Raw genomic sequence first — 12730 nt, 5'->3', positions numbered from 1 at the left:
CTCGCCCGCGCTGTCAGCGAATAGCCGGGGAGCGGCTTTCGGCCTGGTGCCGCTGAAAGTCTTCGCGGGTCATTTCCAGGAAGCGGCTGGGCACACCTTCGAACTCGCCATCGTGGCTGACCCGAAAACCGATCTTGCGAGCCACCGCCAGCGACGCGGCGTTGTCCACATGGGCGTCGGCCACCAGCCGGTCGATGGACGGATCGGCGAAGGCATGCTCGACGATGCGCCTAGCGGCCTCGGAGGCCACTCCACGTCCCCAGGCCCGACGCACCAGGCGCCAGCCCATCTCCAGCTCCGGCCCCACGGCCTCGAACGGAATGAACGAGACCCAGCCAAGGAACTCTTCCGGCTCTTGCCTGGCAAAAATCGCCCAGTAACCGCAACGCTCGCCGAAATCCCGGGACATCCGCCCCCGCAGGAAATCCCGGTGCCATTGCCCACCGTCCCAGGTTCCAGGGATGAATTGCGTGACCTGCGGATCCTGGTCCATGCGCAGGCAGGCTTCGAAGTGCTCGAGGGTCCGGGGTCGCAACAGCAGGTTGGGGGTTTCGAAATGCAGTTCCATGGCTCGTTTTCCTGGTCGAAGGTTGCCCATGAAACCGCAGCGCCAGGCAAAAGAGAATCACTGCCGGCAGTAAATCCACCTGCCAAGGCCGCTACCTGGCGCGCCGACACCTTTGGACATGATCGTTCAGACCCTTCTGATTGAATGACACATGATCGCAATTGAGAATCACTTCCAAATAAACAGGAAGTGCAATCTCAATGTCCAATCCCAACCGCCCACATCCATGGAAGCTGCTGCCCACATCCCTTGGCCTGCTGGCATTCGGTGAGGCCGGCCTGGCAGTCGCCACGCAACCCCCCGGCCACTCATCCGATGCCGCAGCCGTCACTCTCGATACCACCCATGTCAGGGGCGAGCACGAACCCGGATACAAGCGTGAGACTTCCGAATCGGTGAAGTTCACCGCACCGCTGCGAGAAACCCCGAAGTCGGTGACCATCATCACCGAAACCCTGATGCAGGAACGCGCGGTCTCGACCCTGGCCGACGCACTGCGAACGACGCCCGGCATCACCTTCGGCGCCGGCGAAGGTGGTACGCCACTGGGCGATCGCCCTTTCATCAGGGGCTTCGAAGCCAGCACCGACATCATGATCGATGGCATTCGCGATGTTGGACGCATGACCCACGAGGCCTTCAACGTCGAGCAGATCGAAATCCTCAAGGGACCAGGCTCGGTCTACTCCGGGCGCGGCTCCACCGGCGGCAGCATCAACCTCATCAGCAAGACTCCAAAGCGCGAGTCCTTCACGTCCGCCAGCCTGACCCTGGGCTCCGACCGCCTGCGGCGCAGCACCCTCGACCTCAACCAGTACCTGCCCGAACAAAACATGGCCCTGCGGCTGAACGCCATGAAACACGAAGCAGATACTCCCGGACGCGATGATGTCGAAGTCACCCGTTGGGGCCTGGCGCCGAGTTTTTCCTTCGGCCTGGACACCGATACCCGTGGCACGCTGAGCTACTACCACATGCAGAGCGACGATATCCCCGACCAGGGACATCCGGTGTCGGCCATCACGGGCAAGCCGGTCAAGGTCGATCGGGACAACTTCTACGGCTTTGCCAAGCGCGACTTCCGCAAGACCTCCGCCGATATCGCCACCCTGCAACTGGAACACGACTTCAACGACCAGCTGACCCTGCGCAACACCACACGGCAAGGGCGCAGCATGCAGGACTACATCATGAGCCGGCCGACTTTCGGCACCGATACGGACTCCATCGGCAATGAACTGGCCGGTGTGGTGATGCGCGGTCCGGCTCGCGGCAGGAACGTGGTCAACACTTCGTTGATCAACCAGACCGACATCTTCGGTAAATTCGACACCGGTCCCATCGGCCACAGCTACAGCGCGGGCCTGGAGTTCTCCCGCGAGCGGATCGATGTGAAGAACCGCTATTCGCCCTCCCGTCGAGGCTCCGACCCAGGCGACCTGCACACTCCCAACCCCCGCGATCCCCATGCCCCGGTAGCACGAGGCAATGGCAACCACGACGTCACCCGGCACAACAACCGCGCCCTGTACGTGATGGACACCCTGGCCCTGCACGAGCAGTGGGACCTGAACCTTGGCGCACGCTTCGATAGCTACCACGTCCGGGACGCCGTGCAGAGCAATCGCAGCAACATCTGGACCTACCAGGGCGGTATCGTCTTCAAGCCCCAGCCCTACGCCAGCATCTACTTGTCCTACGGCACCTCGTTCAACCCATCAGGGGAAACCGCAGGCCAATCGGGAGGAGCCGATGGCGCCGCCGGCGGGCGCTTGAGCAACCTGGATCCGGAAAAGAGCCGCAGCATCGAACTGGGCACCAAGTGGGACCTGCTCGATCAGCGCCTGGCCCTGACGGCCGCCGTTTTCAAGACCGAAAAGTCCAACGCCCGGACCTACGACCCGATCAGCAACGAAGTGACCCTGGATGGCAATGTCGAGGTCAAGGGTTTTGAGGTGGGCGCCACCGGCCATCTCACGGACCAGTGGGAAGTGATGGCAGGCTATACCTATCTGGACGCCAGGACGGTCAAGTACGCCTCAGGCAGGAACACCAACTTCGACGGCAATCGCGCCAAGTTCATCGCCCCCAACAGCGGTTCGGCCTGGACCACCTACAGCCTCACCGATCGCTGGAAGGTCGGGGCCGGGGCCAACTACGTCGACAAGCGCTACACCGACGACGCCAACACCCGCAGCCTCGATTCCTATTGGCGCTACGACGCCATGCTGGCCTATCGGGTGAACCGGAACCTGGACCTGCAACTCAACCTGCTCAACCTCACCGACGAGACCTACTACGACGCGTCCCACGTCGGCATGTTCGCCATCGTCGCCCCTGGGCGTTCCGCAGAGCTGGCGGCCAACGTCCGCTTCTGATGTCCTGAATACACGAAGGCCGGCTGCACATGCTCGTGACGCCGGCCTTTTTCGTGCCTGACCTGAATCCAGGTTCCCGGGCGATCAGTTCACTTCGCCCAGGATCAGGTCGAGCCTGTCACTCCGACTCATCGCCATCCAATGCCAGCTTGGCGCTGGGCACTCCGGTGTTGGCTCCCCAGTAGTAGATGCACAGGGCCATGAGCGTGACCGTCAGGGTGTCGAACGGATGGGCTAGGACGCCGATCCCGCCAAAGCTGCCCAGGTAGGAAATGCCGATGGTCAACGCGTAGAAAGCGATCAGCCACAGGGAAGAACGTACCTGTTCGCCCAGGCTCAGGTGGTCGGTGGGCACCAGGCGCTTGCACAGCAGGTAGATCACGAACATCAGGATCTGCAGCCCCAGCAGCCAGGACACCGTCCCCCAGCCTGACCAGTAGACGATCAGCGCGGCGATCACGAAGGACACCGGCCCCAGCAACGCAAAACCCTTGACCCGGAAAGGCCGTGCCAGCTCCGGAGCGCTCTTGCGCAAGGCGGCGACGGTGATGGGCGCCACCGCGTAGCTCAGTACCAGCGCCGCAGACACCACGTTGATCAAGGCCTCCCAGGACGGGAACGGCAGGGTCCAGAACACCGACAGGCCGAAGGTCAGCCACAGCGCCGGGCGCGGGATGCCGGATTGTTCGTCGATGCGGGTGAATATCTTGAAAAAGGTGCCGGTGCGAGCCCAGCCATAGACCACTCGCGGCGTGGCGTTCATGTAGATGTTGCCGCAGCCACTGGGGGAGATCACCGCATCGGCCACCACCAGGTAGGCCAGCCAGCCCACTCCGAGGGTCAGGGCGATATCGCGGTATGGCAGGGAAAACTCCTTGCTGATGCCGCTCCAGCCGTTGGCCAGCATTTCGGTGGGAATGCTGCCCAGGAAGGCCAGTTGCAACAGGCCGTAGATCAAGGTTGAGAGCAGCACAGAAAGGATCAGGGCAATGGGAATGGTGCGCTGCGGATTACGCACTTCACTGGCCACCGAGATGATCGGCGTCAGGCCCAGGTAGGCGAAGATGATACCCCCGGCCGAAACCGCCATCTCGATCCCCGACATGCCGAACGGGGCAAAGCCCTGGACGTGGAAGTTGTCGGGTTTGAAGAAGGTGAACAACACCCCGATCACCAGCAACGGCACGATGAACTTGAACAGGCTGATGAAGTTGTTGGATTTTGCGAAGGTCTTGACGCTGTTGTAGTTGAGCCAGAAGAACAGGCACAGCAGCGCGAACTGCACCAACCAGCCGATGAGCGTCGGATTGCTGCTGCCTTCATGGGTCAGGCTGGGGAACCAGGCCGCAGCATATTGCCGGGCCGCCACCACTTCGATCGCCACCAGGCTGGAGAAGGCGATCAGGGTGATGAAGCCCATCAGGTAGCCCAGCAACGGACCATGGGAGAACACCGGGTAGCGCACCACGCCGCCGGCACGGGGCAGGGCCGCCCCCAGCTCGCAATAGACGATACCCAGCAGCAGTACGGCGAAACCGCCCAGCAGCCAGGAGAAGATCCCCGCCGGCCCGGCGATCGCCGAGACGTGGCTGGCGGCGAACAACCAGCCGGAACCGAAGATCGCACCCAGACCGATGAAGGTCAGGTCCACCAGAGAGAGTTGTTTCTTGAATTTACCTTTGCCTGACATGGAGGCGCGCCTTTATGGGTTATTGGAATAGGCAGATCGGATGTCACGCCGAGGGAGCCATCGGCGTTCATCGCGTGTCGTGGTCCTTGAGTCGCGGGGCCGGCAGCCTTCAGCAGCCGGTGCCTGGGAGGGTTGCAACCGAGGGGTCCGGCAGGCCTGGCGACAGCTCGCCAGGGGCCTGCGGATCAAGGAATGAACGGGCTTCGAACACAGTAGGTGCGGTGGGCAAGGCACCGCTGTGACTGAAGGCTGTACGGCTCATGGTCTTTTCCTTATATGAAATCGTTCCAGCCGATCAGGGCTGGAAACAAAAACCAGAGTCGCTTTTTATCCTCGTGGCAGCTTGAGGGTTTTCCTCCGCGAAATAGACGAAATCGGCACACTTTTCCATTCCTCTCCAGCACCATCAGATGCAGCGCTGCGCCATTTTTCCCGCTGCCAGCCGCCAGGGCCGAGCACCTCCAGGGCTATCTCCCGGCATTCACAACTATGCTGATTTCGTCATCGCAAGCAGCGAAAACCCACAAGCGGCGCAGCCCTCCCCTGGCCCACTCTGTAGCTCTTTTTCATCAGGTGCTGCCATGAACAGAATTTCCGTGATCGACTCCCACACCGGCGGCGAGCCCACTCGCCTGGTCATCGATGGTTTCCCAGGGCTTGGCCAAGGTTCCATGGCCGAACGCCTGCAGATCCTGCGCGACCAGCACGACCCATGGCGCCGCGCCTGCGTCCTCGAGCCCCGGGGCAGCGATGTGCTGGTCGGGGCGCTGCTCTGCGAGCCGCAGGCGCCCGACGCCTGTGCCGGTGTGATCTTCTTCAACAACAGCGGCTACCTGGGCATGTGCGGCCACGGCACCATTGGCCTGGTGCGCTCGCTCTACCACCTGGGACGGATCGACTGCGGCGTGCACCGCATCGAGACTCCGGTGGGCACGGTGGAAGCCACCTTGCACGACGACCTCTCGGTGAGCGTGCGCAACGTGCCCGCCTACCGCTACCGCCACCAGGTGGCCGTGCAAGTCCCCGGCGTGGGCCTGGTGCACGGCGATATCGCCTGGGGCGGCAACTGGTTCTTCCTGATCAGCGAGCATGGCCAGCGCATCGCCCTGGACAACGTCGAGGCCCTGACCCAATACACCTGGAACGTGCGCCAGGCTCTCGAGGCCAACGGCATCACCGGCGCCCAAGGCGGGGTGATCGACCATATCGAACTGTTCGCCGAAGATCTCCAGGCCGACAGTCGCAACTTCGTACTGTGCCCCGGCAAGGCCTACGATCGTTCGCCCTGCGGCACCGGTACCAGCGCCAAGCTGGCGTGCCTGGCGGCGGACGGCAAGCTCGCCCCGGGCCAGATCTGGCGCCAGGCCAGCGTCATCGGCAGCCAGTTCAGCGCCTACTACGAAACCGCCGGCGAACAGATCATCCCGATCCTGCGGGGCAGCGCCCACATCAGCGCCGAAGCCACCCTGCTGCTGGACGACAGCGATCCGTTCGCCTGGGGCATCGGTTCGTGAGCCAGGCGCCCACCGCCGATGTGATAGTGGTTGGCGCCGGGATCATCGGCGCCGCCTGCGCCCACGAACTGGCCCGGCGTGACCTGCAGGTCCTGGTGCTGGACGATGCCGCAGGCGGCGCCACCGGTGCGGGCATGGGCCACCTGGTGGTCATGGATGACAACCCGGCGGAACTGGCCCTGAGTCACTACTCCCTGGAGCTCTGGCGGCGCTTGCGTGAACGCCTGCCCGAGGCCTGTGCCTATCGTGGCTGCGGCACCCTGTGGCTGGCCGCCGATGCCGGCGAGATGGACCTGGCACGGACCAAGCAAGGCATCCTGGCCGAGCATGGGGTGGCCACGCAGATGCTCGACGGCCAGCAACTAGCGGCGCTGGAACCCATGCTGCGCAAGGGGCTGGGCGGTGCGCTGAAAGTCCCCGGCGACGGCATCCTCTACGCTCCCGCCACCGCCCAGTGGTTGCTGGACAGCCATCCGCGAATCAAGCGCCTGCGTGCCCATGTACGGAGTCTTGCCGGGGACCAGCTGGAGCTCGACGACGGCCGCCTGCTGCGTGCTCCCAGGGTGTTGCTGGCCAACGGACTAGGCGCCCGCAGCCTGCTACCGGCACTGCCCTTGCGGGCGAAGAAGGGCCACCTGCTGATCACCGACCGCTATCCACGCCAGGTCGGCCATCAGCTGGTGGAACTGGGATATGCCGCCAGCGCCCATGCCAGCGACGGCGCCTCGGTGGCGTTCAACGTCCAGCCGCGTCCCACCGGCCAGTTGCTGATCGGCTCGTCCCGCCAGTTCGACATCCTCGATCCAGAGGCTGACCCGCAGGTATTGGCGACGATGCTGCGTCGTGCCGTGGACTACCTGCCGGACCTGGCGCAGCTCAACGGCATCCGCGCCTGGACCGGCTTTCGTGCCGCCACTCCCGATGGCCTGCCGATCCTCGGCGAGCACCCACGCCAACCCGGCTTGTGGCTGGCGGTCGGACACGAAGGCCTGGGCGTGACCACCGCCCCTGGCAGTGCCCGGCTGTTGGCGGACCTGCTGCTTGGCGAACGCCCGGCGATCGATCCACGCCCCTATCTGCCCGGGCGTTTCGCCGCCCTGACTGGAGAGACCCCATGATCATCTACCTGGACCAGCAGCCATTGCAGGTGCGCCCAGGCATCAGCGTCGCCGCCGCGCTGGCCGCCAGCGGCGACCTGCGCACCCGTACGTCCTGCACTGGTCGGCCTCGGGCCCCCTTCTGCGGCATGGGTATCTGCCATGAATGCCGGATGACCATCGATGGCCACCGCCAACTGGCCTGCCAAACCTTGTGCCGCGACGGCATGCAGGTGGAGCGCAGCCAATGACCGCCCCACGCCTGCAATGCCAAGTACTGATCGTCGGCAGCGGCCCGGCAGGCCTCGCGGCGGCCAGGGCCGCAAGCCGCAACGCCCGTTCGATCCTGGTGGTGGACGACAACCCGCGCCCTGGCGGCCAGATCTGGCGCAACGGCCCGGACCATCCACCGAGCGCCGCCCAGGCCGAGCGTTTCGAGGCCTTGCAACATCCGACGGTGCGCTACCTGGGCGCTACCCGCATCGTCTGTGCCCTGGGGCCGCGCCGCCTACTGCTGGAAGATGCCCGGCAAGCCTGGCAGGTGGAGTACGAACAGTTGATCCTGTGCTGCGGGGCCCAGGAACTGCTGCTGCCGTTTCCCGGCTGGACCCTGCCCGGCGTCACCGGTGCCGGAGGCCTGCAGGCGCTCCTGAAGAATGGCCTGCAACTGGCCGGGCGCTCAGTAGTCATCGCCGGTAGCGGACCGTTGCTGCTGGCCAGTGCCGCCACCGCTCGCCAGGCCGGGGCCCGAGTGACCCGGGTACTGGAACAGGCTTCGACAGGCGCCCTCCTGGGCTTCAGCAGCCAGCTGTGGCGCTGGCCCAACAAGCTGGCCCAGGCCTTGCGCCTGGCGACCCCGGCCTATCGTGGCAACGCCCACGTGGTGGAAGCGCTCGGGGACCAACACCTGGAAGCCGTGCGCATCCGCCTGGGCCGACGCGTCGAGGAGATCGCCTGCGACTACCTGGCCTGCGGTTTCGGCCTGGTACCCAACACTCGCCTGGCCAGCCACCTGGGCTGTCGCCTGGAACAAGGCGCGATCGCCGTCGATGCCGAACAGCGCAGCAGCCTGTCCCACGTCTACGCTGCCGGCGAATGCACCGGTATCGGTGGCAGCGAACTGGCCCTGGTCGAAGGCGAGATCGCCGGTTGCATGGCCACCGGACAGACCGATCGGGTTGCCAGCCTGGTACGCCAGAGACAACGCTGGCAGCGCTTTGCCGGTCAACTGCGGAAACACTTCGCCTTGCGCCCGCAGGTCCTGGAGCTGGCCCGGCCTGATACCCTGCTCTGCCGCTGCGAGGATGTCCCCTACGCCGCGGTGGCTGCGGCCCCAGACTGGACCACCGCCAAGCTGCAAAGCCGCTGCGGCATGGGAGCCTGCCAAGGCCGGGTCTGCGCCAACGCCGCCCAGCAGCTGTTCGGTTGGAGCGCCCCACCACCACGGGCACCCTTGGTGCCGGCACGGATCGCCACCCTGATGCAAGACGCTGAACAACAGCATTCCGGTACCTGAGGACCGCCGGCCGGGCCATCTTCCCGGCTGGCCCAGGCCCGCACTGGCATGCCCCATGGCCCAATCGAGCCCCCAGCAAGCCCCCCGGAGAGAGGACGACGATGATCGATAGCGCACAGCTCCACCACTTGCCCCAGGCCATTGCCGCCCAGCGCCCCCGGGATATCGACAGCCTGCTGGCCAGCATGGAACTGATCATGCCCCTGCTCGACTGCGTTCCCAACGTGGTGTTCTTCATCAAGGACCTGCACGCGCGCTACCTGAGCGCCAACCTGACCCTGGCCCAGCGTTGCGGCTTCAAGAACATCCGGCCACTGCTGGGCAAGACCTCCGCTGAGGTCTTCCCCGAGATGCTCGGGCCGGTCTACACCGAACAGGACCAACGGGTTCTGCGCCAGGGCATCACCATCAAGGGCCAGCTGGAACTGCACCTGTACGGCAGCCGCGAACCCGGCTGGTGCCTGACCCATAAGCTGCCGCTGCACGGGCGTGATGGGCAGATCATCGGCATGGCCGGCATCTCCCTGGACCTGCAGGCCGCCCGCGACACCCATCCGGCCTATGAACGCCTGGCGGCGGTGGACCGGCACATCCGCGAACACTACAGCGAAGCCATCCGCCTCGAAGACCTGACCCGCATCGCCAACTTGTCCATCGCCCAGCTGGAGCGCTATTGCAAGCGCATCTTCCACCTCACGCCACGCCAGATGATCCACAAGGCCCGCCTGGAGCACGCCTCGCGCCTGCTGGTCACCGAAGAACCCATCACCGAAGTGGCGCTGCAATGCGGCTATACCGACCACAGCGCCTTCAGCCGGCAGTTCAAGGCGCTGACCGGCCTGAGCCCGCGCCAGTTCCGCCTCAATGCCGGACGCTGACGGCCACTCTCCAGGCCCTGCCCGCCGGTGGCTGGCAGGGCTTCATTCCTCGCAGAAGGTGCAGTAGTCGAACAGGCGCCGGAACCCCACCTTGCGATAGATCGACAGGCCATCGAGGGACGCTTCCAGTACACAGATCCCGGCCCCATCCCGCTTGGCGATGGCCAGTACCGAGTGGATCAGCGCCGTGGCATACCCCCGCCCCTGGCACTCTTGCAGGGTGCCGATATCGTCCAGCCGTGCCACGCCCGGTCCCATCGACAAAGTCAGGGCACTCACCGGTCGCTGGTCGACGTACAGCACGAAATGGCGCAGGTTCCGGCCGGCCTCTGCCGCCGCCCGATGCCGGGCCAGGTACTGCTCGATTCCGCCGCCGCTGGAGGCGAATGCGCTTTGCACCGGCACGCCCCAATCCTCCAGGCAGTCATCGGTACCGCGCACATCCGCCAGCCCTCGCACGGTCGGTGGTACTGCATAGGCTGCCAGGTCCAAGACCATGCAGGTGGTGCGGTCCGCCGGCTGCAGGCGCTGCTGGCGCAATTGCTCGCTGACGCGGGACACATGCTCTTCGGGCACCACCACGCAGAACGGCATGTCGGTACGCTGCAGGAAGGCCACGCCTTCGGCCAACTGCGCGGCACTATCGACGCCCAGGCCGCGCATGATCAGCAAGTTCAGGCTGCTGGCCTCGACGCCGGTGCAATAGGCACCCAGGTCCGGACCGAAACGCCGATAGAACTGGGAAATGGATACGAAGAAATAGTCTTCCGCCTGGTGGTACAGGTCGATGACCGAAGTCCCTGCATGCGTCATGCGCTGTCTCCTTGAACCTCGTGACGCCGAGCGGCGTCACATCCCGGCCACGTTAAGCCCGCAGCCCACGAGGCTCCAGCACAATCCTGTTTTATTCTGCGAAGGAATGTTCGCAGGTGTAACCGGAGCAGCCCGCAGTACCCGACTGCGCACCTGAAGCCAGGGCCTGCCCGGCTCGGGCAGGCCCTTCCCATCAGCCCTCCAGGTAGCCCGGCAGTCGACCGGCCTGCAGGGCCTTGGCCAACTGCAAGTGGTTTTCCAGCATGGGCAGGGTTTCCTCGGCAAAAGCCTTGAGTTCCGGCAGTTGGCTGTCCTGGGCCTGCTGGCGGATCTGGCGGATCGCTTCCTCGGTACTGCGGATCTGGTTCGCGGCATAGGCACGGTCGAAGTCCTCGCCCTCGGCGACGACCGGGACCAGGGACCTGGCCTTGCTCATCACCTGCTCGCGCGGAGCCACCGGCAAGTCCAGTCGCTTGGCAATCTTGGCCAGATGCTGGTTGGCCGTGGTGCGGTCGTTGATGACCTGGATGGTGTATTCCTTGACGGCCCTGGAAGAGGTTTGCTGGTGCGCCTGGCGGCTGGCCTCGATATCGGCCATGCCCTTGGCCGAGGCGTCGTCGATGAAAGCGGCGGGAGACTGGGCCAGGGCTGAGCTGGCCCACAGGCCCAGAAACAGCGCCAGGCCGGCGCTGCGCATGCCAGTGGCGATGGCGTTCATGGTACGGCTCTCCTGTTGCAGTGAATCATCGGGAGTGGCGACTCCCGTCTGCATCGGAAAACCCAAGCCGGCGAAGGTTTAGCCGGAACGACGAACGGTGCGCGCAGCCATCCCCCGGCCCCGCGCTCAGGCGTTGGAACGGCTCTTGTGGGCTCGCTTGGCCGCGTACATGGCCTCGTCGGCATGCTTGAACAATTGCTTCTCCTCCAGGCCGTGCTCGGGATACAGGCCAATGCCGATGCTCGGCAGGATGTTCAATGAATGGCCATCCAGGCGCAGCGGTTCGCCCAGCACCCGGCGCATCTTGTCTGCCACCCGCTGGGCATCGTCGTCATGTTGCACGTTCTCCAGGAGGATCACGAACTCGTCGCCACCGATCCGCGCCACGGTGTCGACCTCCCGCACACAGCCCTTGAGCCGGTTGGCCACCGCCTGCAAGAGCATGTCGCCCACCGCATGGCCGCAGGTATCGTTGACCTCCTTGAACCTGTCCAGGTCGACATACAAGAGCGCCATGCGCCCCGACTCCCGCCGAGCGCGAGCCAGGGCCTGGCGCAGGCGCTCACGCAGCAACTCGCGGTTGGGCAAGTGGGTCAGCTGGTCGTACTCCGCCATGTAGTGCAGCCGGGCATGCAACTGCTTGCGTTCGATGGCCGCGGCCAACTGGGCGCTGACGTACTGCAGCAATTCCTGGTCCTGCTCGCCATAGCCTGGGGAACCCGGCGCGCTCTTGACCACCAGCACGCCGATGGTGCCCTTCTGTGCATTGAGCGGTACCCCAAGCCAGCAACGGGGCCCCTGCAGAGCAGCGAACTGCTCCCATAGCTCCCTCGTCGACGGGTTTTCGGCCGTCAGCAGCAACGGCTGGCCGCGTTGCAGGACCTCGCCGCAAAAGCGCCCGATCAGGGTCCCCGGCAGCTCCGGGCTGCCTTCGCAGTCATCCACGTGATAGGGAAAACCCAGACTTTCGGAGCGCTCGTCATACAGGGCCAGGGAACAGTTCACCGCCGGCAGCCACTCGCCGATGATCCGGTGCACGTGCTTGAACAGCGCCAGCAGGTCCTCGGAAGCATGGGCGGCTTCGGAGATCGCGTAGAGCGCCGCCTGCCGGGACTCGGCTTGCTTGCGCTCGGTGATGTCCCGGGCCACGGCGATGCGCAACTGGTCGACTTCCGACCACCGCGCGGACCAGAGGATGTGCGCCACCCTGCCATCCTTGCGCAGGTAGCGATTCTCGAAATTGGGCTTGGGCGCGCCACCCATGATTTCCCGGGCGGCTTGCAAGGTGCGCTCACGGTCATCCGGATGCACCAGTTCGATCATCGGCCGGCCGACCAGCTCATCGGCGGTATAGCCGAAGACCCGTTCGCAAGCGGCGCTGACGAACACGAAGCGACCGTCCGCATCCACCGCACACACGGCGTCCAGGAGCAGGTCGATGAAACTGGCCAGAGGCGCGGAGTTCTTGGTTGCCATCAGAGAAAGCTACTACCCATGAAGAATGCACTTGAGTACCCATCCCTTGAGCCCGGTCAGCCGGTGCCTGGCACCGACTGCA

At 64.9% G+C, this 12730-nt stretch carries 12 protein-coding genes; 6 read left to right on the top strand and 6 right to left on the bottom strand.

Going from position 1 to position 12730, the window contains the following annotated elements; translation table 11 throughout:
- Positions 1-13 precede the first annotated feature (13 nt).
- Positions 14-568, bottom strand: coding sequence for a GNAT family N-acetyltransferase (locus GDH07_RS05590; protein WP_022642838.1), 555 nt, complete (start codon positions 566-568; stop codon positions 14-16).
- Positions 569-768: 200 nt separating this feature from the next.
- Here GDH07_RS05590 and GDH07_RS05585 point away from each other — a divergent pair, with 200 nt between their 5' ends.
- Positions 769-2946: a TonB-dependent receptor gene (locus GDH07_RS05585; protein ID WP_152896881.1), complete on the top strand. Its 2178-nt coding sequence runs from the start codon at positions 769-771 to the stop codon at positions 2944-2946.
- A 118-nt stretch (positions 2947-3064) separates the two neighbouring features.
- Here GDH07_RS05585 and GDH07_RS05580 read toward each other — a convergent pair whose 3' ends face one another.
- Together GDH07_RS05580 and GDH07_RS32245 are read right to left on the bottom strand one after the other, a co-directional pair.
- Complete coding sequence (locus GDH07_RS05580; protein WP_022642836.1) at positions 3065-4636, bottom strand: APC family permease; 1572 nt, start codon at positions 4634-4636, stop codon at positions 3065-3067.
- A 109-nt stretch (positions 4637-4745) separates the two neighbouring features.
- Positions 4746-4898 (bottom strand): hypothetical protein, encoded by a 153-nt coding sequence (locus GDH07_RS32245; RefSeq protein ID WP_157064368.1) that lies wholly within the window; start codon positions 4896-4898, stop codon positions 4746-4748.
- Positions 4899-5217: 319 nt separating this feature from the next.
- Here GDH07_RS32245 and GDH07_RS05575 point away from each other — a divergent pair, with 319 nt between their 5' ends.
- The 5 genes from GDH07_RS05575 (at position 5218) to GDH07_RS05555 (ending at position 9641) form a co-directional block, all read left to right on the top strand.
- A complete protein-coding gene (locus tag GDH07_RS05575) occupies positions 5218-6150 on the top strand; it encodes a 4-hydroxyproline epimerase (RefSeq protein WP_152896880.1) in 933 nt (310 codons plus the stop codon).
- Positions 6147-7268 carry an NAD(P)/FAD-dependent oxidoreductase gene (locus GDH07_RS05570; protein ID WP_022642834.1) on the top strand — a complete coding sequence of 374 codons (1122 nt, stop codon included), beginning with the start codon at positions 6147-6149 and terminating at the stop codon, positions 7266-7268. Before GDH07_RS05575 ends, GDH07_RS05570 begins: the two co-directional genes overlap by 4 nt.
- Positions 7265-7498, top strand: a complete 234-nt coding sequence (locus GDH07_RS05565; protein WP_022642833.1) for a (2Fe-2S)-binding protein — start codon at positions 7265-7267, stop codon at positions 7496-7498. The genes GDH07_RS05570 and GDH07_RS05565 overlap by 4 nt, the downstream gene beginning before the upstream one ends.
- On the top strand, positions 7495-8763 hold the full coding sequence (locus tag GDH07_RS05560; RefSeq protein ID WP_152896879.1) for an NAD(P)/FAD-dependent oxidoreductase: 1269 nt from the start codon (positions 7495-7497) through the stop codon (positions 8761-8763). Before GDH07_RS05565 ends, GDH07_RS05560 begins: the two co-directional genes overlap by 4 nt.
- Positions 8764-8864: 101 nt before the next feature.
- Positions 8865-9641 carry an AraC family transcriptional regulator gene (locus tag GDH07_RS05555; protein ID WP_152896878.1) on the top strand — a complete coding sequence of 259 codons (777 nt, stop codon included), beginning with the start codon at positions 8865-8867 and terminating at the stop codon, positions 9639-9641.
- 42 nt (positions 9642-9683) lie between these two features.
- Here the strand turns inward: GDH07_RS05555 and GDH07_RS05550 are convergent, their stop codons facing one another.
- The 3 genes from GDH07_RS05550 to GDH07_RS05540 form a co-directional block, all read right to left on the bottom strand.
- Positions 9684-10454: a GNAT family N-acetyltransferase gene (locus tag GDH07_RS05550; RefSeq protein ID WP_152896877.1), complete on the bottom strand. Its 771-nt coding sequence runs from the start codon at positions 10452-10454 to the stop codon at positions 9684-9686.
- 193 nt (positions 10455-10647) lie between these two features.
- Complete coding sequence (locus GDH07_RS05545; protein ID WP_022642829.1) at positions 10648-11172, bottom strand: DUF4142 domain-containing protein; 525 nt, start codon at positions 11170-11172, stop codon at positions 10648-10650.
- Positions 11173-11298: 126 nt separating this feature from the next.
- A complete protein-coding gene (locus tag GDH07_RS05540; protein ID WP_022642828.1) occupies positions 11299-12648 on the bottom strand; it encodes a sensor domain-containing protein in 1350 nt (449 codons plus the stop codon).
- Positions 12649-12730 lie beyond the last annotated feature (82 nt).

Source organism: Pseudomonas piscis (genome assembly GCF_009380155.1).
In the GTDB taxonomy this organism is placed as follows: Bacteria; Pseudomonadota; Gammaproteobacteria; order Pseudomonadales; family Pseudomonadaceae; genus Aquipseudomonas; species Aquipseudomonas piscis.
Note: the sequence above shows the minus strand (reverse complement) of the source record. Positions and strands in the feature narration are given on the sequence as shown.

Bases quoted from the DNA above. Each gene is read 5' to 3' on its own strand.
- GDH07_RS05560 (WP_152896879.1), top strand. From the start codon at position 7,495: ATGACCGCCCCACGCCTGCAATGCCAAGTACTGATCGTCGGCAGCGGC.
- GDH07_RS05550 (WP_152896877.1), bottom strand. From the start codon at position 10,454: ATGACGCATGCAGGGACTTCGGTCATCGACCTGTACCACCAGGCGGAA.
- GDH07_RS05585 (WP_152896881.1), top strand. From the start codon at position 769: ATGTCCAATCCCAACCGCCCACATCCATGGAAGCTGCTGCCCACATCC.
- GDH07_RS05555 (WP_152896878.1), top strand. From the start codon at position 8,865: ATGATCGATAGCGCACAGCTCCACCACTTGCCCCAGGCCATTGCCGCC.
- GDH07_RS05540 (WP_022642828.1), bottom strand. From the start codon at position 12,648: ATGGCAACCAAGAACTCCGCGCCTCTGGCCAGTTTCATCGACCTGCTC.
- GDH07_RS32245 (WP_157064368.1), bottom strand. From the start codon at position 4,898: ATGAGCCGTACAGCCTTCAGTCACAGCGGTGCCTTGCCCACCGCACCT.
- GDH07_RS05580 (WP_022642836.1), bottom strand. From the start codon at position 4,636: ATGTCAGGCAAAGGTAAATTCAAGAAACAACTCTCTCTGGTGGACCTG.
- GDH07_RS05545 (WP_022642829.1), bottom strand. From the start codon at position 11,172: ATGAACGCCATCGCCACTGGCATGCGCAGCGCCGGCCTGGCGCTGTTT.
- GDH07_RS05565 (WP_022642833.1), top strand. From the start codon at position 7,265: ATGATCATCTACCTGGACCAGCAGCCATTGCAGGTGCGCCCAGGCATC.
- GDH07_RS05575 (WP_152896880.1), top strand. From the start codon at position 5,218: ATGAACAGAATTTCCGTGATCGACTCCCACACCGGCGGCGAGCCCACT.
- GDH07_RS05590 (WP_022642838.1), bottom strand. From the start codon at position 568: ATGGAACTGCATTTCGAAACCCCCAACCTGCTGTTGCGACCCCGGACC.